Raw genomic sequence first — 21,218 nt, forward strand, 5'->3', positions numbered from 1 at the left:
CAATAGGTCCAGCCGGTCCAACAGGAGCCACGGGTCCAATCGGCCCCACAGGAGCAGTAGGCCCAGCAGGACCAACAGGTCCGACAGGCCCGATGGGTCCCACAGGACCCAATTTTGCAGAAATAGGATTTTCCGCTCAAAGAGCTCCTACTACTCTTTCAGCATCAGGACAGTTAGGTAATTGGACGGTAACCTCACCTTATTATTCTGGTACCGGATTCAATCCAACAACCGGAAATTATACTATACAGCAATCAGGAAGATACTCTATAAAAGCCGTAATTAGCTATACAACCACTGCTGCAATCACTGCTACCCTTGGGGCAGGGGTTAATCCGAGTTTAATTGTTCGTAGAACCTCTCCTGTCCAGACAGACCTTATCTCCGGATTATTCCCCGTACTAAATGTAAATGTTGCCTTGGTGTTAACATTAAGGGCCGTATTGGGTAATGGAACTGTTACACTTGCAGGTGATGTTTACCTGAATGCCGGGGATAATATCGGCCTATTTTATGAAGCAAACGGCTTAACGATTGGGTTGAATATTGGAGGTACAGCTCCTTCCGGAACTATCTGGTCAGTTCATAAATTGACAGATTAAAGTTTAATGCCGCTAAAACGGGATAAAGAAATATCAAAAGTGGGGAATGAAGATTTTTCTGTCCCTTTGTGTGTACCAACTTTTTCAAGAAGAACGTTATATATCACTATAGTAGGCTTTTAACCCCCTCTGATCTCGTGAATATTCATTCAGAAATCAGAGTCTTTTTTATGCCTAATTTTCTAATTGCTTTTAATCACCTGTGGAAGGTTGGCAGGTAATATAGATTTTAGCTTCGAAAAAAGTTGAAAAATATACTTGGAAACCGGCCGAAATACGACAAGAATTTCATCATAAAGTGAGTAAAATAGGGATTCGCAGTATAAGGCGGTTCTTGAGCAAATTAATTTAAATCAACTTTTGTATTTTAGCAGGAATTTATAAAATTCACTTTTTCATCCTAAATGTGTTACCTCCAGCTGCGACGAGGGCCTATTGCAACGATAGACTACATGTTATAAAGCCTAGAAGCGGCCAGCAGTTATCATTTCAAGAAATAAGCCGCTAGCTAGTTCACTTTCGAACTGAGCCCGGGTGATTAAGCCACTTACACTTTTGTTCTATTCCGCAACTGCATTTAATTTAGACGTACTGTTTCAGCGGTTTGACAGAAAACTATTCAGATATTTAATCATCCTTATGATGACATATTAGGGGGAATATGGTCATGGAAGAGAACTATCCCAGCCGCAGGCAATATAGGGAAGAAAGAGAAGAAAAGCAAAAAATAAAAAGAAGATTTAGAAGTATAGTTTTTCGGACCATGTTGGTGTTTTTTATCTTCGGCATTTTAGTAACTGGAGTTTTTGCATTCACTGCGATGGCCTATGTGAAAGAAGCGCCGGAACTAAATCCGGAGCAACTAAATTCACCATTATCATCCACTATCTATGACATGAATAATAAAAAGGTTATGGATGTGGCTGGGGAAGAATATCGAAAAATGGTTCCTTTGGATCAAGTACCGAAAAGCGTCCAGAATGCATTCCTGTCTGTCGAGGATGTGAGATTTTGGAAACATCATGGTATTGATGTTAAACGGGTTGCCGGTGCGGCAGTAGCAAATATTAAGGAAGGTTTTGGAGCAGAGGGAGGCAGCACGATTACACAGCAACTTGTAAAAATGTCTTATTTATCCCCTGAAAAAACAATCGAGCGCAAAGTTCAAGAAGCATACCTGGCATTAAAGTTAGAAGAGAAATATACAAAAGAAGAGATATTGGAGATGTATCTAAATAAAATTTATTTTGGCGAGGGGGCCTACGGTATTGCAACGGCTGCCGATGTCTATTTTGGAAAATCCGTTAAGGATTTAAGCATAAGTGAGGCTGCATTACTGGCAGGATTGCCGCAAAGACCGAGCGGGTATAACCCTTACCAGAATCCGGATCTTGCTGAAAACAGGAGGAATCTTGTCCTTTCTTTAATGCAAGAGCATGAATACATCACGGAAGAGGAAAAAAAGGAAGCGCAGTCCATTCCGGTAAAAGATATGTTGAAGAAGCAAAAGAGGAAAAATACATATAATAGTTTCACGGACAGGGTAATTGAGGAGTTGAAAGAAAAAGGGCTACACGAAGATGATCTATATACACAAGGGCTGAAAATTTATACAACACTTGATCCCAAAGCACAAGCCTTCACGGAAAAAGTGTTATCGACAGATGATTATATCTCTTATCCTGATGATAAATTCAAAGCAGGCGTTGTACTTGTAGAAACAAAGACCGGAGAAATACGTGCCGTTGGCAGCCGAAATTCGGAGAAAAAGGATGTCCAAAGGGGATTCAACTATGCCACCCAACTAAAGCGCCAGCCAGGTTCCACCGCAAAGCCAATCATGGCATACGGACCGGCGATTGAAAAGTTGAAATGGTCGACGTATGAACAGATAAAAGATGAACAAATAGAGTTGAACGGCAAAGTTTTTAAAAACTGGAACAACCGTTTCCACGGAAATGTATCCATGAGGACAGCACTTCAGTGGTCCTATAACATACCTGCAATTAAAGCAATGCAAGAGGCAGGACCTGAAGAGGCAAAGAAATTTGCCGAAAAACTTGGTATTCCTTTGGATGAAATTTTTCCGGCCTATGCTATTGGCGGTTTTAAGGATGGGGTTTCTCCTCTACAACTGGCAGGAGCCTATGCTGCATTTGGAAACGAGGGAGTATTTAATGAGCCTCATACGGTTCGTAAGATCGTGTATTTGGATGGAAAGGAAAAGAACCTTCAGCCTAAGCCTGTTCAGGCAATGAGTGATTATACGGCTTATATGATTACAGATATGCTGAAAACGGTTGTGACAGAGGGAACAGGAGATATGGCCAATATTCCTGGACTTCCATTGGCAGGAAAAACCGGTACGAATGAGCTTCCGGATGATATATATGGTTCAGGAGTGACGGATGCCTGGTTTGCTGGATATACAACCCGTTATTCAGCAGCCGTATGGACAGGATATGATGAGATTTCACAAGATAGCTTCGTCAAAATGGAGGACTCTCACAATGCTAAATTGATTTTCAAACATATCATGTCGGAAGTGTCCGAAGGCATCGAAACGACGGACTTCACTATGCCATCTTCTGTTGAAAAAAGAACAATTGGAAATCGGGTTGAATTATTTGTAAAAGGTACTGCCCCTGCTAAGAAGCCGGCCACTATAAATAAACCAGTAAAGAAAAATATAGAAAAGAGCAAGTCGGAGATCACTGAAGAGGATGAAGAAAAACAAGAGGAGTCTAATGAGGAAATAGAAGAAGAAAAGAGAGAAAGCTCGGAACAAGAGGATTCCATAGAACAAGAGAAAAAGCCTGATCCAAATGTAGAAAATGAGAAGCAGAAAAAGCCCGATGACAGTAAACAAAAGCCTCCAAGTGGAGAACCAGGACTGGGGAATAAGCAGCCTCCTGAGGGGAATAACGGTCAAGGTGGAAACAATAATCGGAATCCTGAAGAGAACAAGGACGGGAATGATAAAGGAAGTCCAGGTGATAAAGATAGTCCTCCATCCCAAGAGGATAAGGGAGCGGGGGATTCCGATGAAAGTAATGAGAAGCCGCCCGAGCAAGGTTCACCGTCAAAAGAAGACGATGGTTAAAATCTAGATTCTTGCTGAATAAACTGCCATACTACACTAAACGCGCAGACAGGAGTTTGCGCGATTCGTTCTTGGCAGTTTATTTTTTTCTATGAATACAGACAAGTATTTCCCAATTTCAATATTTGATTAAGCATAACGAAAGCCTAGGATATAGAGGAATGGTAAATCAATGGAGGAGAACTATGAAGTTATTAAAAAATAATTTATTGACTCAGATTTTAATAGTTTTATAATCGCTGTCATATTCGGGGTAGTTTTTGGTGAATCGATCTCTGTCCTTGCTCCCCTGGGAAACTTGTTCTTACGGCTGATCAAATTTATCATCGCTCCGTTGGTGTTGACTACTCTTGTCATCGGGGTTGCAAGCATCGATAATCCCAAATCATTAGGCAGGGTAGGGACAAAAACCATTAGCTATTATTTCGTTACTACAGCTGTTGCCATAGTGGTTGGGCTTGGTATTGCATATATTATATCACCGGGAAAAGGGCTGTCCATCGAGGTTCCAGAAACAAAAGTAGAAGTAAATGAATCAGAGGGGATTATACAGACATTCTTGAATATTGTACCGGAGAATCCCATTTTGGCTTTAGCGGAAGGGAATATTTTACAAATAATTTTCTTTGCTATTTTTATCGGTTTAGCCATTACTTTCGTTGTGGAGAAGGCGGAGCCGGTTTACCGGTTTTTCGATGTTTTTGCCGAAGTGATGTTCCGGATTACGAGTATCATCATGCGCTTTGCCCCAATAGCGATTTTGGGACTTGTCGCACCAATTATCGGACAATAAGGCCCAAAAGTGTTGCTGCCATTGCTTAAAATTGTCATTTCTGTTGGAATCGCATGTATTCTTCATTCAATTCTAGTGTATTCCTTATCGGTAAAAACATTTGCCAATGTAAGTCCTTTCACCTTCTTTAAAGGGGTTGCCCCTGCGGCAGTCGTAGCATTTAGTACAGCGAGCAGTGCTGGGACATTGCCGGTCACAATTAAAAACACACAGGAAAACTTAGGGGTGTCCAATAAAATCAGTAGCTTCGTCCTTCCGTTAGGTGCTACGATCAATATGGATGGAACAGCTATTTATCAAGGGGTAGCAGTGGTGTTTATTGCACAGTTTTACGGACTAGACCTTTCATTTATGCAGTTGGTTACGGTTGTCATCACAACTGTGCTGGCTTCGATCGGCACAGCAGGTGTTCCTGGCGCAGGCATGATTATGCTCGCAATGGTTTTAGGTGCTGTCGGACTTCCATTGGAGGGTATTGCATTAATAGCTGGAATCGACCGTATCCTTGATATGTTCCGCACAACGGTTAATATTGTGGGAGACGCTTCCGCCGCAGTAGTTGTTGCGGGAACTGAGGGTGAAATTGACCGGACGGTATTTGGAAAATAACCATTTTATTCACCAAAATATTGTTACCTTCTTATCGAAAAAATCGTCCGATGCCCAAATTCGGAGTCTTGCATGAAAAAGGTACTGATTTTCATAAGGGCCCAAAAAAAGGGCAAATTCAAAAAAATTTAATGAGAAAAGCCCGATGAACAAAAGTAGAAGCTTCTGTTCATCGGGTTTGTTTTTGTAGTTCGTTCATGTAATCGGTTATGGAAAAAGCCAGTTCTTTTGCCGTTTTTTCAGCAGGTGTACCAGTAAAAGTTTCACCGAAAGCAAGGAGAATGGATTCCATTAAATGGATTCTTGGAAGTTCAGACTGTATTTCATCTATGAGAAAATCGGCATACTGCTTTCCTTTTTGATTTTCTTCAAGTGAGTTTGAAAAACTCAAGAGACTCTCAAGTATTTGCTCCTTTGAATATGAATCGTTATTAAAAGGCTCTGTGTAAGGTAAAAAAGCATGCTCCTCCAATAGTTTGTCTTTCGTTTTTATCATATTAAGAATAATGGAATCGGTTCTGCGCAGTATAAAGTTGATAAGCCTGAATGAGTCTATATCCTCCTTTAAGCCGGTCACGCAAACGTTAATGAAATGCTTGAGCATGCCTACGACCATGATTGCACAATCTGAGACATAGGGCTCTGCTTCCTTGCCATATACGTCAACCAGTCTTCGGGACAGCCACGCAAGTTCAGCCATGTGATGTTTTTCGATAAAGTTTCTCAATTCAGGGTCTTTGGAATGGAAAATCGCTTCGAAAAGGGGGACTAATTGATATTGACGGTTGATTTCCATACGGACTACAATTTGTTTGGCCAAAACTTCTTTGTCCGTACGGTCTTTTCCTATCAATAGTTCTTCTCTTCTAGCGGTAGTCACTTCGTGTGCCTGAATCAGGATTGTCATCAGACACTCATTCTTAGATGAAAAATAATTATAGAACGTACCTTTTGAGATCTTTGATTCGTCCAATATGTCCTGAACTGAAGTGGCGGCGAAGCCTTTTTCTATAAAGAGACGCTGAGCGTTTAATAGAACACGCTGTTTCCGGTCGTTCATTCAATCACCTTTAGACATTAAGTATAGTTTTATTTTAGCCTTTTTTCCTATAGTTATCAACGTTTTAATGTTTTTGGGAATTTTTTATTGCAAAAATTGAACACAGAGTATAAAATGTGAAAAGTAATTATGAATGGGCGATTTCATGTTGAAAGAAGGGAAACAAAATGGAAATGGAAGAACTTCATAAAAAGCCGCCTTATGGCATGATTGCAATCCTTTTTTTCGGTGCGTTTGTGGCTTTTTTGAACAATACGCTGTTGAATGTGGCGCTTCCAACAATTATGGCAGAATTTGAGGTGAAACCGGCCGTTGTTCAGTGGCTTACAAATGGATACATGCTCGTCAATGGGATTATGATCCCGGCAAGTGCATTCTTTATTCAGAAATTCACAAACAGGAAACTGTTTTTAACAGCCATGTCGTTATTTACATTAGGAACTGCGCTTGCAGCATTTGCCCCTCATTTTGGTGTCCTTATTGCAGGTAGGATGATCCAGGCATCTGGAGCAGGAATCATGATGCCGCTATTGATGAACGTGATGCTGGCCGCATTCCCCGTTGAGCGGAGAGGAGCCGCCATGGGAGTGTTCGGACTTGTGATCATGGCCGCTCCCGCTATTGGGCCGACACTTTCTGGCTGGGTGGTGGAGCATTACAGCTGGCGCACACTTTTTGAAATCATCCTTCCTTTTGCTGCTTTAGCGCTGATTCTTGGTTCTTTTAAATTGAAGAATATTACACCAAACCGTGATATAAAAGTGGACACTTTCTCGCTTATTTTATCAAGCATCGGTTTTGGTTCTCTCCTGTACGGATTCAGTTCAGCCGGTGATAAAGGGTGGGGAGCCCTGGAAGTGTATGGAACAATCATCATCGGAACGGCGGCAATTGTAGCCTTCGTTATTCGCCAGCTTCGAATGGAAGATCCGATGTTGGAATTCAGGATTTATAAATTACCCCATGTTTGCCCTGTCTTCAGTCATTATGGTTGTTGTTTCCGCATCTATGTTCTCCGGGATGATTTTAACACCAATTTATGTTCAGACAGTAAGAGGGATTTCACCGTTCCATGCAGGGTTATTGATGCTTCCCGGTGCCATTTTGATGGCGATCATGTCGCCGATTACTGGACGACTGTTTGATAAATACGGTGCAAGGGTTTTAGCGACAATCGGCCTTGCGATTACAGTTGTGACAACATATCTTTTCCATGAACTTACAGTAGACACTGGATTCTATCACATCATGTTACTCTATACAGTTCGTATGTTGGGAATGTCACTTGTCATGATGCCGGTTATGACGAATGGATTGAATCAGCTTCCGATGTCTGCCAATCCACATGGAACTGCAATGAATAACACTTTACAGCAAATATCAGGGGCTATTGGAACGGCAGTTCTTGTGACAGTGATGAATAGTAGAATGGAAACGAAAGGCACCGAACTTGCCGAAGCTGCAGCAGCATCCGGAAAGTCACTGCAAGACCCTCAGGTGATGAATGAATTGGCACAGCAGGCAACGCTTGGCGGGATAACTTTCGCATTTCTCGTTTCAACTTTCATTGCTGCCATCGCGCTCGTTTTAGCCTTGTTCATGAAGAGAGTCACTCCGCCAAAGAGTGATACTGTAATTGCTAAAAAATTAAAAACGCAAACCGAATAAGAAAGATTATGTTAAAAGATGGAGTGAGTTGGCTCACCCATCTTTTTTATTTTAGGGTCACTTCCTTACTACTGGGAATAAAACATATTCTTCTCCACAATTGTACCTGTCATCAACGATTAACCCACATACAATAAAAAGGAGATTACAGGTCAGGAAGTGAAGAAATGCATACTCATCATAAAACAAGAATTAAGGTTGACCCATCCAATCCAGACACAATTCCAAAATTCATGGATGAGCTCCCTATTCCTTCAATTGCCAGGCCAAGAGCCGTAATTAAAGGAAGTCCGTATTATGAAATTGTAATGAAACAAGTACAGCATAGATATCATCAGCTTTTTCCAACGACAACGATTTGGGGGTACGATGGACTGCATCCTGGTCCAACGATTAAAGTCCGCAAAAACGAAAAAATCTATGTAAGATGGAAGAATAAACTGCCAAGAAAACACCTTTTGCCCATTGATCGAACGCTTCATGAATCTGCTGGCCCCCCGGACGTCCGAACAGTGGTCCATCTGCATGGCGCAAATGTTGCCTGGGAAAGTGACGGACATCCCGAGGCATGGTTTACCAGAGATTTTGCTGAAACGGGAGGAACCTTTAGCAGAAAAGTATATGAATATACAAACAGACAAATGGGAGCGACACTTTGGTATCACGATCATGCCATAGGGATTACAAGACTGAATGTGTATGCGGGTTTATCAGGGTTTTACTTAATTGAGGATCCGGTGGAAAAGCATTTGAAACTACCCAAAGGCATATATGATATACCCTTGCTGATTCAGGATCGCTCATTCCATTCGGATGGTTCACTATTTTATCCGGAAAATAGTGAACCGCCAGCACCAGTCAATCCATCTGTCCAACCTTTTTTTACCGGGAATACGATTGCGGTTAACGGGAAACTCTGGCCCAAATTAACCGTCGAGCCTCGCAAATATCGCTTCCGGATATTAAATGCCTCGAATACGACTGCCTATACTTTAAGGTTGGGAGACGGGCGGACGTTCTATCAAATCGCCACAGATGGTGGATTGCTTGAAGAGCCTGTTGAGCTTACAGTTCTTCCTTTGGAACCTGCTGAACGATCTGAAGTAATCATTGACTTTTCACAGCATAAAGGTAAAAAGCTAATATTGCAAAATACAAATGATGATGGGAATATGGGTGTCATTATGCGGTTTGATGTAAAACTTCCATTAAAAGAAAAGGACTTCAGCGAAATACCAAATAAGCTTATTACGGAAGAACAATTATTGGATGAAAAACAAGCTGATAAAACCAGATTATTAAAGCTTGATGCGATTGAGGATGAATATCAAAGACCGGTCTTGCTCCTGGATGATCGGATGTGGCATGATCCCGTCACTGAAAAGCCGGTTATTGGCCATACCGAAGTTTGGAAATTTATCAACGTTATGAACTTCCCGCATCCCATACACATACATTTGATCCAATTTAAAATTTTGCATAGGACGCCTTTTGATTTGGAACGTTTTCAGCAAGATGGACATATTCAATATACGGGTCCTCCCGTTCCACCTGAAATACATGAAAGAGGATGGAAAGACACGGTAAAAGCCGAGCCGGGGATGGTAACAAGTGTAATTATGCAATTTTCCGAAAATCCCGGCGAGTATGTATGGCATTGCCACATATTGGAACATGAAGATTATGACATGATGCGCCCGATGAGAGTGGTCCAGGAAGAATGAGGATATGGGGCATGCCTTGCGTGCCCTGCCTTATGCTACAATAAGATGGACTTTGTAGGATTAGGGTGTGTGGCAATATGGAGGAGAAAAAGCGGAATAAAACAGACAGCGATCTAATTGAACAGATCGGTGAAGAAGAAATGAGTGAGCTTGTCCTCAAAGCCCAGGAAGAAGCCATGCTTAAAGGTTCGTTTGAAAATCAACATGAAAAAAAGACAAAATCCAGGCGTTTTCCGAAGTGGCTGTTCTGGTTGATTTCTAGTGTGTTTTTATTCAGCACTTTCGCATTTGTTTTTCAAATCTATTCAATACCCGCAATTGATTTTTTGGCTGCGTCCGCCCGGCTGTCGGCAAATGAAGATATTCAACTTTATCAAAAATCTGTCGTAACCATTGCTGCGGGGGAAAGCAAGGGAACCGGCTTTTCCATCTCGGAAGATGGAAAAATATTAACGAATTATCATGTGATAAAAGGGAACGACAAAGTAACAGTGGTCTTTCCTGATGCTGGAATTTTTACAGCGGAAGTAGTTGAAACGTATGAAGATATCGATTTGGCCCTCCTTGATATTGATGGAGAAAAATTACCTTACTTAGAACTCGCGGAACATGCTGTCTTCAACGAACATGATCAAATATTTTTTATTGGTAACCCACTTCGCTTTCATGGAATTGCAAATGAAGGATCGCTCATTGATACAATTCGTTTAAGTGATTGGAGCGATGATGTCGTTATGATAGAAGCACCAGTATATCGCGGAAATAGCGGAAGCCCTGTTATAAATGAAAGAGGGCAGGTCATAGGAGTTATCTTTGCGACGTTGAAGCATAAGGAATATGGGAAAGTCGGTCTTTTCGTACCGATTGGGTTGTTTCTTAAGCATGTAGCAAAAAATTGAATATACCACAGAGGAAATCTGGAACTTTCTGTAATGCCACTTTAACAGGAAGTTGGACTTGCATAACGGTGAGAAACAAGCAGACAAGCAGTCCAAATAATCAACAGCCCAGTTCGGATTCCAGTAATTTTTAATAATAATAAAATGAATTCATGTGTATAGGTAATATTGTCATGATGGCTGTTAACAGCTATTGTGATTAAAGTCTGGAAACTTTTATTTCGCTGTATGATATTTCATTACTACGTACGTAGGGACAAGCAATATAATGAGTGAACCTTAAAAAATTGATTTTTACATAGGCTGTCGGAGGGGATGGAGTTGTTCAGGAGAAAGATCAAGCATACCCAGCGCTATCAGGAGATTATCAATGCTTTTTTGAAAAATGGGCTCAGTCATTTTTTGTTTCGCGTTGGCTTGATTGACCGTGAAAAAAGGCCTCAAAATTCAGAGGAAAATAACAACTTGAAGGATATGGGGATGAGACTTTGCTCTACATTGCAGGGATTAGGGCCGACTTTTATCAAGCTCGGGCAGATTGCAAGTTCTCGTCGTGACATGATTCCTGAAGAAATTGCTTCCGAACTGGAAAAGCTTCAGGATGATGTCCTACCTTTTTCGTATGAGAAGGTTTCTGAAATTGTGGAATCGGAGCTCGGCGAGCCAGTAGACCGTCTGTTTAAGACATTTAGCGAAACACCGCTTGCTACTGCATCAATCGGGCAGGTTCATGCTGCGCAGCTATTTTCAGGAGAGGAAGTGGCTGTGAAAGTTCAGCGTCCGGACATTCGAGCGATCATTGACATCGATTTGGAGATTTTGCACGATCTGGCCAGAGTGATTGAAAAAAGGGTGGAATGGGCAAGAAGGTACCGGGTTCGGGAAATGATTGAGGAGTTCTCCCTATCATTGCAAAATGAACTGGACTATGAAGTGGAGGGGCGCAATGGAGAGAGAATTGCAACGCAATTTAAAAATGTAGAGTCTATCCACATACCAAAAATCCATTGGGAGCTTACTTCAAAAAAAGTACTTACAATGGAAATGATCAAGGGGATCAAAGTAACTCAAGTGGATGAGCTCGATAAAAATGGATTTGATCGGGAACTGATTGCCGCCAGGCTGGCTGAATCGATGTTTACCCAAGTACTTGAATACGGTTTTTTCCATGGAGATCCACATCCCGGAAATATTTATATTTTACCGAATAATGTAATTGCCTATTTGGATTTTGGAATGGTGGGACAGTTGAGGGAGGATTTGAAATACCATTTTGCCTCTCTTTTGATTAATCTGCAGAAGGGCAGTTCCAAGGGAATGATCAAGATATTTTCCGCAATGGATCTTCTCGATGAGAATACGGATGTGGCCGAACTTAAATATGATTTGGATGGTTTAATCGGAAAATATTACGATACTTCCTTTAATGAAATTAGCATGGGAGCCGCCTTAACAGATGTTTTCGCCATCGCCTACCGACACCGTGTGAGAATTCCAACTGAAATTGCCATTCTTGGAAAGGCTATCCTTACGATGGAAGAGATCATTAAAAAACTCGATCCTTATTTTAGCGTAATGAAGGCGGTCGAGCCAATCGGCGAAAAGTTGTTCAAACAAAGGTTAAGTCCAAAAAATATTTTAAGCAGATCATTGGATGATATCATCGAGAACATTGAAATTATCCGGGATTTTCCAAAGGATTTAAAAGAAATTACGACAACAGTCAAAAGAGGTAGATTGCGTTTTGATATCAATGTGAAAGAATTGCAGACCTTTCTGCAAAGACTTGATAAAATCAGCAACCGTCTTTCTTTCAGCATCATCCTGCTTTCCTTTAGCATACTCATGGTCGGCTTGATCATTGGAACGGCCATCGCTGACAAGCAAGCATTATTATTCAGGCTCCCCGTCATTGAAATAGGATCGATTATTGCGACGCTCATGTTTTTATTTATGATTTTTTCCATATTCAGGTCCGGAAGGATGTAATAAAAAACCCTTTTTTGGGTTTTTTGTTGTTCTAGCTTACTATAAAACTCTCTTTCAGTGGATATCTGTTTACCGGATTATAAGCTACATCTAGTTCCGGTGTACGAGAAGTTCTGGATCAGGCGAAGCGGCAGGATGCCGCACCTGATCCTTAAGATATTCCGCGGCGGCCTTCCTCCTCGTGTTGTCTGGCTGCGACGCACAGGGATGTGCTAGAGCAGGCGAAGCGGCAGGATGTCGCTGCTTGAGCCTGCCGAGTGCCATCGGCTCGAGGTCATGAGCCAATCGCTGCTGAAGGCAAACAATACGCCTTCTTCACCGCTTGTCTTATGCTTGTCACCGATAAGCCGGCAATCTCGCACTTCATTTTACCTTTATCTTGTTGGAGTTACTCTTAGTCTGTAAATGTGTGCTTTTTTAAAAAGATAGCAATTTAAATCAAAAAGTTTCTTTGTTATTTTGTTAACTTATAGTCAAGGAGGCTTGGAGATGAGTTACAGCCCAATTATTCAAAAGACCATAAAATATATAGAGAATAATTTGCAAGAAGATTTAACATTGGAAATTATTGCTCGTTTTGCGGGTTTTTCCAAGTATCATTATCACCGGATTTTTCAAAAAGAGGTAGGGGTATCCATATCAGAATACATACGATACAGGAGGATTGCCAATTCAGCCAGTCTACTGCTTTATACTGATCAAAAAATCATTGATATTGCTCTTTTTTACCGCTTTGAATCACAAGAGTCTTATACTCGGTCTTTTAAGAGATATTATAACCTGCCGCCGGGGCAATACCGTCAATTCATGGGCAAATTGATTTTTAAAAAGGAGGAAATGAAAATGAAAAATGATCAGTTGTTAAAAGGGTGGCAATTTAGTGGAAGCCACCCATTTAATTACCAAATGGGCATTGACCGTGAGGTGTTCCATCAAGGGAAGGCATCGGGATTTTTAAAATCTGTCACCGTTGAAGAACAAGGAGAATTTGCGACGATGATGCAGCAGTTCAAAGCAGATAAATATCTTGGCAAAAGATTAAAGTTCTCTGGTTTTATAAAGTCAGAAGCAGTAGATGGATTTTGCGGATTTTGGATGCGTGTTGATGATCATCTTCAAGATGTGCTGCATTTTGATAATATGAGTGACCGCCCGATAAAAGGTGATAATGAATGGAATCTTTACTCCATTGTATTGGATGTACCCGAAAATAGCGCGGTGATCTCTTTTGGTATCCTTTTGTCAGGGAAAGGACATGTATGGGTAGATGGAATTACATTTGAAGAAGTAGATAGTAGTATCTCAACAACAAACATAGACTTTTCCAGTGAACTTTTAGACGAACCGATCAACTTATCTTTTGATGAGTGTGAGGGGGAGTAGAAGGATGGAACATACAAAGCCGCAGGTACTATCGATCATTATAAGCTTGTCTATAGTAATGACCATCACGGCTTTAAAATTTATGGCAGGTAATGCCATTGGCCATTTTGTCAAAAGCGCCTTCGGCTGTTTCCTGGAAAGTCTGGCCGGCTAGAGGGTGAAAGAATAAGCAGTTAGAAAGGAAACATCTTTCTGACTGCCGCCCTCCTCATCATTCTTTTAATCTGACAGAAAATTAATGATATAATGGAATAAAAGATTTCAAGGAAGGGGACCGGCCATTTTATGAAGATTAATAAATTTGTTATGCCTGAGCTTATATTTGGAAGCGGTTCCATTGGGCTGGTAGGTGAAAGCTGTGCAAGGCTTGGTGCAAGGAAACTTTTTATCACCACAGATCCGGGAGTCTTGGCATCGGGTTGGTTTGAACAAGTGACGGACAGCTGTAAAAAAGCCAAGCTCCCCTATGTCATATTTTCAGATATTACGACGAATCCGAAAGATTATGAGGTGGATAAAGGCGTACAAAAGTATTTGCAAGAGGAATGTGACGCAATTGTTGGGGTAGGGGGCGGAAGTGCCATTGATGTAGCGAAAGGGGTCGCTGTGCTGGCAACGAACGGCGGAATGATTCATGAGTACGAAGGCGTCGATAAAATCAAATTACCGCTTCCTCCGCAGGTGATGGTGGCAACCACTGCCGGCTCAGGCTCTGAGGTTTCTCAATTTTCAATTATTACAGATTCAGAGAGAAAGAAGAAACTGACCATAATCTCGAAATCGCTTGTTCCTGATATTGCGATTGTCGATCCGCAGACCTTAATGACAAAAAGTCCTCTTTTGACAGCAACGACGGGGTTAGACGTGCTCACTCATGCAATCGAATCATTCGTCAGTATTGCAGCGACACCGCTGACAGACGTACAGGCTAAAAGCGCAATTACACTTGTAGCACAAAATTTACGTCCGTCTGTCGCTTCCCGAATGAATAAAGAGGCAAAGGCAAAGATGGCGATGGCGAGTGTTCAGGCAGGACTGGCTTTCTCAAATGCGATTCTAGGTGCAGTACATGCGATGAGCCATGCAATCGGTGGACGGTTCCTTTTGCCGCATGGAGATGTCAACGCTATCTTACTTCCTTATGTAATGGAATTTAATTATTTGGCCAGTCCTGAGAAGTTTTTGCAAATTGCGGAGCTGTTTGGTCAAGAGGTCAGCAGTCGGGCCACCATCGATGCAGGACAAAGGGCGATTGAATACGTCAAAAAGCTTTCGGTTGATATCGGTGCACCCCAACGATTATCCGACATGGGTCTGACTGAATCGGATGCATCCATCATCGGCCAGGTAGCCATCGAAGATGCCTGCATGATTACAAACCCGCGTGATATCACAGCAGCAGACGTTGAACGGTTATTTAAACTTGCGCTATAGGAGGGCACCTTATGTCAGACAGACTACAGATGATTGAACGGCTGGTCGGTGTTTCGTCATCAAAAATCAGTTATTATACGGAGCTCAAAAGAACAATCGATGAAATGAAAAAGAAAAATACGCAGCTAGAGATCATCAATGAGGTGATGAGAAGTTTCAATATCGATATGTCGATGGACGATATGCTAAAAAACATATTGGAAAAACTTCAGCAGATTTTTCCGTTTAAAAGATTAAGCCTATCCATATTTAAAAGCGGCCAACTGATATTGACGAATGTATATCCACATAATGAAGTGCATGACAACGTTGGCAATCCGATTCCAAAAGAAAGTTCTCTTTATTGGAGTGTTGCAGACTCTGGAACCTCTTATGTGTATCTGGTCAATGCGGATGACCGAAATAAACACATTGAAATTCCCGCTTTTAAAAATCTAGGTTTGCGTCAGGTGCTTGTCTTTCCTCTTTATGGAAAGGGGCGGATCCTCGGTATTTTAAGCCTCGGCAGTGCCCGGCAAAAAGAGTATGACAAAGAAGATCTTGCTTTTTTACAGCAGCTTTCAGACCAGTTGGCGGTCTGTATTGAAAATGTCCGTTTATATAATGAAGTGCTGAACAGTAAAAAAGAATGGGAGCAGACGTTTCTAGCGGTCGCCGATCCCATCATGTTAGTGGATTTGAACGGAATTATTCTGAGGTGCAATGGTTCCGCCTATTCTTTTTTTCAACTGGACGGGAAAAATATCTCTCACATGACATTGGATGAATTATTGTACAGTGAGCAGACAGAGCCGGACAGCCCGTTTCAAGAAACCCGAAATACGAAAGAAACGGCCTATCGCGAAATTACATTGCTTGATGAGAGCATTTGCGAAGTGCACACATTTCCGATTATCAACGAAAAGGAAGAGATGTATGGAGTCATCGCTTATATAAAAGATGTCACGGAAAAGAGACATTTTGAAGCACGTATGATGCAGTCCGGCAAATTGGCAGCCATCGGGGAAATGGCTGCAGGGGTTGCCCATGAATTAAATAATCCATTGACGGCGATTCTCGGCAACACCCAACTGCTGATGCGGAAAGTGAAGGAAACCGAGGTTTCACATGTTTTATTGACAGATATTTTTAAATGCAGCAAACGGTGCCAGGACATTATTCGAAACTTGCTTACTTTTTCCCGGCAGGATGAATATCTTTTCCAGACATGTTCAATCAATGACGCGGTTGAACAAGTTCTGAGTCTCATTGGGTATCAAATTCGCCAAAGCCATATTCATTTGGAGGTGAGCCTGGATCGTGAAATCCCTCTTGTTGATGGGAGCATTCAGCAATTGGAGCAGATCATCATCAATTTACTTTTAAATGCGAAAGATGCGCTGGATGAGGTAAGCAAGACCGACAAAGAAATCTCCATCCGGACGGAAAGCTGTATGGGAGAAGTCACCTTATCAGTTATTGATAATGGAACTGGTATCGATTCAAAAGAAATAAAGGAAATATTCCATCCTTTCTATACAACGAAAGAGGCTGTGAAGGGAACAGGGCTGGGGCTTTCAGTGAGCCTTGGTATTGCAGAGGCTCACGGTGGAACGATTGATGTAAAAAGTGAACCGGGAAAGGGCAGCGAATTTATCCTTCGTTTGCCGGTGACAAAAGATTCAATGTAAAGAGGGTGAGATGGGTGGCTAACATATTGATTGTTGAGGATGATCGAGAGGTTGCCAATTTCTTAAGTTACTTTCTAAAAGAAAAAGGTTTCGAGGTATACATAGCATACAGCGGTAAGGGCTTCAGTGAATTGTTTGAACAGCGGGTCTATCACCTGGCATTGATCGATGTGAAGCTTCCCGACTCAAGTGGATTGGATATCTTGGAAGATGTGACGGAGCACATGCCATCGTGCAAAACAATCGTTATGACGGGGTACAGCACAGTCAAAGTAGCGGTTGAGGCGATAAAACTCGGAGCCAATGACTTTATTGAAAAGCCGTTCGACGACTTGAACGCTTTGGAAAGAACAATCGATCATCTACTGGCGAATAAGGAGACCACCGCGGAAGCCAGTATTCAATGGCTGGCAAAGGAAAGCGGCATTGTGACAGAAAAAAGCAAAGAGATGAATCGCTTGCTGACGCTTGCGTATAAAATCGCTCCGAAAAATATAAATGTCCTTATCCAGGGAGAAACCGGAACAGGGAAGGAGCTTTTTGCCCATTTCATTCACCGTGCAAGCCAGCGAAATGAACAGCCTTTTATTGGCATCAACTGCGGTGCATTGTCCGAACCCCTGCTTGAAAGCGAATTGTTCGGCCATGAAAAGGGAGCTTTCACTGGAGCGGCAAAAGAAAGAAAAGGAGTGTTTGAAATTGCCGGAAAAGGGACTTTGTTTTTGGATGAAATCGGAGAGGCGTCGATGTCCACGCAAGTAAAGCTGCTGCGGGTTCTGGAAACCGGAGAGTATATGCGCGTGGGTGGTGAAACGGTACGAAAAACAAATTCCCGTATTATTTCTGCAACTCATGTTGACCTGGCTGAAGCAATAACCAACAGAACGTTTCGCGAGGACCTCTTATACAGGCTTGATGTCGTAAAGCTGGTCATCCCTCCGTTACGGGAAAGGAAGGATGACATCCGGCTGATTGCGGAACACCTGCTGGGAAAAACAGGTGTGGCGGTACAATTGAATGAAGTTGCTGTGACACTCCTTGAACAGTATGACTGGCCCGGGAATGTTAGGGAATTGTCCAATGTCATCAAGCACGCTATTTCAGTTATGGATGATGGGAGTGGGATTATAACACCAAAGCATCTTCCGAGAAAAATTCTGTCTGGAAAGTCCCTGGTAATTGAAAAGGCAAAGCCAAAAGAAGAGAGTTTTGAAGAATTTTTAATTCAGTGGACTGAAGATATGTTGGAGGTCTGGAATGATGAAGGGAAAGTGGAAATGGAGTTGGTCCTCAACAAGGTAAAAGTGCTGGAGCGTGAAATTGGTCGGGCATTCGTCATGAAAGTATTGAAAGAAACGGTGGGAGACCGTCAGGATGCCGCTAGAAGATTGAACATAAGCATGCGAAAACTTCGATATTTATTGAATGAAAAAGGACAGCCGTCCATAAAATGAACGGCTGCCTTTTTATATCTCTGGAAACGGATAGGCACCTTGGATTGCATATCCGCATTATCAGTTGGAAGCGGATAACCAGAGTTTCCTTGGAAAGAATATAGTTCTGGCCTAATTTTTTGTGCAGTCTCTCTGGAAAATAGAACTTGCTCTAAAACTTCAATACAACACGACCATTGATTTGTCCTTTTTCCATTCGATCAAATACTTGGTTGATTTCATCAAGCTCTGCGGTAGAAACGATCGCCTTGACTTTCCCGTCTGCGGCAAACTGAAGGGCTTCCTGCATATCTTTTCTTGTACCGACAATCGAACCCTTGACTGTTACTCCGTTTAGAACTGTATTGAAAATCGGAACAGGGATCTCATCGTTAGGCAAACCGACAAGAACTACAGAGCCGCCGCGTTTGACAGAATGATAAGCCTGTTCAAATGCAGTTTTGTTTACTGCAACGCTGATGGCAGCCTGGACGCCATCCACTTGATCCTTGATGACTTGCGCTGGATCAAAGTTTTTTCCGTTGACAGTCAAATCAGCTCCTAAATCTTTAGCAAGTTGAAGCTTATCGTCGTTGATATCGACTGCCACTACATTGAAGCCCATGGCTTTTGCATATTGAAGTGCAATATGGCCTAGCCCTCCGATGCCGTAAATGGCTACCCAATCACCAGCCTTGGCACTGGAAACTTTCAAGGCCTTATAAGTGGTCACCCCTGCACATAAAATCGGTGCAATTTCTACAGGATCTACACCATCCGGAATTCTTGCGACGTAATCAGCCGGCGCCACGCAATATTCGGCGAAAGCACCGTCAGCGGAATAGCCTCCGTTCAATTGATTGGGACAGAGCGTTTCATTCCCGGATAAACAGTACTCACATTCTCCGCAAGCTCTAAAAAGCCATGGGACTCCGACGCGGTCCCCTTTACTCAAAGAAGTCACGCCTTGTCCAATCTGTTCAACAATACCAACGCCTTCATGGCCCGGAATGACCGGGAGTTTCGGTTTGACCGGCCAGTCTCCATGTGCAGCATGCAGGTCTGTGTGGCAAACCCCGCACGCTTCCATTCTTATTAATACTTCACCAAGCTTGGGCTGAGGAATTTCCACCTCCTTGATTTCAAGTTTTTCTTGGAACTCATTGACAACAGCTGCTCTCATTACTGATTCCTCCCTAGTTATGATGTATTACCTATAAACTTAATATTGCAAAAATAGTGCCAACTTTATTTTGTTTATAAATGGGGACATAAAGCGGTCGGGCCGTTTTATTGTTTCTTTTTGCCAAAATTTCGGCTGGGGTGGCCGAAATTTTGTTAGAGGATTGTTCCGAGGGAAAAATAAAAACGTAATGCGTGCCTTCATAAAATCTATCTGCGAAGGTACGCATCACGTTTTCAGACGCTCAGTTTTTTGTTTTTTAGAAACAGGCTTAAGATTATCATGATAAACATACTAACAAACATTGCCATACCGATTATAAGAATTGCGTTATCCGAAAAATTGGAAAATCGGTATAGAAAATCAGGTATAAACAATATGGCAGGGATCCAAATGGTCAGCCATGTTTTACTCCAGACGGCAAGCAGGATAAAAATACATGAACAAACCGCTACAATGATCCAATTAACAGTGGGGCTTGCAGCATAAAAAGGTTCAACAAAAAGCGTGCTTCCCAATAATAAAAGTATAAATAGGATTGTCACACTTGCGCTTGCAACCATTCCGAAGAGAAAAAAAGTTTTTGTTGAAAATTGTTTTTTCCCCGCCTGCTGCAAAAAGAGTACATAAATAAGCAGGCCGGTGATGGCGGTTAGGGGAAAGCCTATGACTTGCACAATATTAAATGTTAACTCTCCCCTGATGGCGGGTCCCATGATAAAGTATGCAGCGACACCAGTAAAAAAGATGGGCAAATATTTTGTGAGACTTTTAACATCTGTATCCATTTCTTTTTTTAATGAATTCATATACTGTTCCGGTGTACAATCAATGATTTCTTCGATGTTTTTCCCATCTTTTTCAGCTTCTATTAAATGTACTTCTAATTCCTCGGTTAGTTCATTTATCTCTTTTTCTTTTTTCCCTGAGGTCACTAAGTAAAGCCGAAGGTTTTCAATAAAGGTTTCGCTTTTGGCGGATAGCAATTTTTTCCCTCCTATAGGTCTATTTCTTTTCTACATAAATAATAAGCCAGAGGATTGCCCCTCCTATTAATGAAGCCCACCATTGAAAATCGAGGGATGGGCCGATTTCCGGTGTAAATTTTACCAGGATCAATACGGCACCCATGCCTGCTGCTCCTGTTACTCCGGCTTTCAGCATATTCTTTTTCGTGTTCCGGTTTTTTGTGAACAAGGAATTGTTTATTAACCTTAAAATAAACCATATCGTAAGACTGATGAAACATGCGATGCCTAAAGAGACAACGCCAGTTACAAACAGGTTGATCTCTGTTTTGACCTCTGTGAATTGTGATAAAATCAAAAGAAGGATGCCCCGTATGATCAAAACCCAACTCACAATATTACAAGCGATTCCGGCAATAAACGGTATGACCTCCCGTTTGTCTTCTTTTGGCAACTGTTCGATAATTTCATCCGCAAAAGCTTTCGGATCGTCCCCGAAGATGTCATTGGCTGTTTTTCCTTCTTTCTGACCATCAAGTAAATGATCTAACATTTCTATCAATATTTCTTCAGACTGTTGCTCGGAAAGAGTTAATTGGAGACGGATATATATCAGCAAATCACTGTAGTAAGCTTCGTTTTCCGGAGTCAATAATTCTCTTTTTCGATTGTTTTCCTCAATCAATATTTTTGTGTTCAT

General features: G+C 41.9%; 13 protein-coding genes and 3 pseudogenes. 12 read left to right on the forward strand and 4 right to left on the reverse strand.

The window, feature by feature from the left end:
- The 3 genes and pseudogenes from C509_RS26935 to C509_RS26725 all read left to right on the forward strand — a co-directional run.
- Nucleotides 1-602: pseudogene (locus tag C509_RS26935) on the forward strand (collagen-like protein); the annotation flags it as partial.
- 667 nt (nt 603-1,269) lie between these two features.
- Nucleotides 1,270-3,705, forward strand: a complete 2,436-nt coding sequence (locus tag C509_RS0105970; protein WP_018706008.1) for a PBP1A family penicillin-binding protein — start codon at nt 1,270-1,272, stop codon at nt 3,703-3,705.
- Nucleotides 3,706-3,976: 271 nt separating this feature from the next.
- Nucleotides 3,977-5,107, forward strand: a pseudogene (locus C509_RS26725) (dicarboxylate/amino acid:cation symporter).
- 169 nt (nt 5,108-5,276) lie between these two features.
- Here the strand turns inward: C509_RS26725 and C509_RS0105985 are convergent.
- Nucleotides 5,277-6,167, reverse strand: a complete 891-nt coding sequence (locus C509_RS0105985) for a TetR/AcrR family transcriptional regulator (protein WP_018706012.1) — start codon at nt 6,165-6,167, stop codon at nt 5,277-5,279.
- 167 nt (nt 6,168-6,334) lie between these two features.
- Here C509_RS0105985 and C509_RS24675 point away from each other — a divergent pair.
- The 9 genes and pseudogenes from C509_RS24675 (at nt 6,335) to C509_RS0106030 (ending at nt 18,388) form a co-directional block, all read left to right on the forward strand.
- Nucleotides 6,335-7,835: pseudogene (locus tag C509_RS24675) on the forward strand (DHA2 family efflux MFS transporter permease subunit).
- Between the two features lie 167 nt (nt 7,836-8,002).
- A complete protein-coding gene (locus C509_RS0105995; protein WP_018706013.1) occupies nt 8,003-9,559 on the forward strand; it encodes a multicopper oxidase family protein in 1,557 nt (518 codons plus the stop codon).
- A gap of 77 nt (nt 9,560-9,636) precedes the next feature.
- Nucleotides 9,637-10,458 carry a S1C family serine protease gene (locus C509_RS0106000; RefSeq protein WP_018706014.1) on the forward strand — a complete coding sequence of 274 codons (822 nt, stop codon included), beginning with the start codon at nt 9,637-9,639 and terminating at the stop codon, nt 10,456-10,458.
- A gap of 315 nt (nt 10,459-10,773) precedes the next feature.
- Nucleotides 10,774-12,447: an ABC1 kinase family protein gene (locus C509_RS0106005; RefSeq protein ID WP_033369782.1), complete on the forward strand. Its 1,674-nt coding sequence runs from the start codon at nt 10,774-10,776 to the stop codon at nt 12,445-12,447.
- A 489-nt stretch (nt 12,448-12,936) separates the two neighbouring features.
- Nucleotides 12,937-13,830 (forward strand): helix-turn-helix transcriptional regulator, encoded by an 894-nt coding sequence (locus tag C509_RS0106010; protein ID WP_018706016.1) that lies wholly within the window; start codon nt 12,937-12,939, stop codon nt 13,828-13,830.
- 4 nt (nt 13,831-13,834) lie between these two features.
- Nucleotides 13,835-13,984: a hypothetical protein gene (locus tag C509_RS26020; RefSeq protein WP_018706017.1), complete on the forward strand. Its 150-nt coding sequence runs from the start codon at nt 13,835-13,837 to the stop codon at nt 13,982-13,984.
- Between the two features lie 131 nt (nt 13,985-14,115).
- Nucleotides 14,116-15,264 (forward strand): iron-containing alcohol dehydrogenase, encoded by a 1,149-nt coding sequence (locus tag C509_RS0106020; protein ID WP_018706018.1) that lies wholly within the window; start codon nt 14,116-14,118, stop codon nt 15,262-15,264.
- 11 nt (nt 15,265-15,275) lie between these two features.
- Nucleotides 15,276-16,934 carry a sensor histidine kinase gene (locus C509_RS0106025; protein WP_018706019.1) on the forward strand — a complete coding sequence of 553 codons (1,659 nt, stop codon included), beginning with the start codon at nt 15,276-15,278 and terminating at the stop codon, nt 16,932-16,934.
- Nucleotides 16,935-16,948: 14 nt separating this feature from the next.
- Entirely contained in the window at nt 16,949-18,388 is a 1,440-nt protein-coding gene (locus C509_RS0106030) for a sigma-54-dependent transcriptional regulator (protein ID WP_018706020.1), read from the forward strand.
- 151 nt (nt 18,389-18,539) lie between these two features.
- Here C509_RS0106030 and adhP read toward each other — a convergent pair whose 3' ends face one another.
- The 3 genes from adhP to C509_RS0106045 all read right to left on the reverse strand — a co-directional run bounded on the left by adhP (nt 18,540) and on the right by C509_RS0106045 (nt 21,218).
- Nucleotides 18,540-19,550: an alcohol dehydrogenase AdhP gene (gene adhP, locus C509_RS0106035; RefSeq protein WP_018706021.1), complete on the reverse strand. Its 1,011-nt coding sequence runs from the start codon at nt 19,548-19,550 to the stop codon at nt 18,540-18,542.
- 236 nt (nt 19,551-19,786) lie between these two features.
- A complete protein-coding gene (locus C509_RS0106040) occupies nt 19,787-20,536 on the reverse strand; it encodes an HAAS domain-containing protein (RefSeq protein WP_018706022.1) in 750 nt (249 codons plus the stop codon).
- A gap of 19 nt (nt 20,537-20,555) precedes the next feature.
- On the reverse strand, nt 20,556-21,218 hold the full coding sequence (locus C509_RS0106045; RefSeq protein WP_018706023.1) for a DUF1129 family protein: 663 nt from the start codon (nt 21,216-21,218) through the stop codon (nt 20,556-20,558).

Origin of the sequence: Siminovitchia fordii DSM 16014 = CIP 108821, assembly GCF_000374565.1 — a bacterium.
Classification (GTDB): domain Bacteria; phylum Bacillota; class Bacilli; order Bacillales; family Bacillaceae_C; genus Siminovitchia; species Siminovitchia fordii.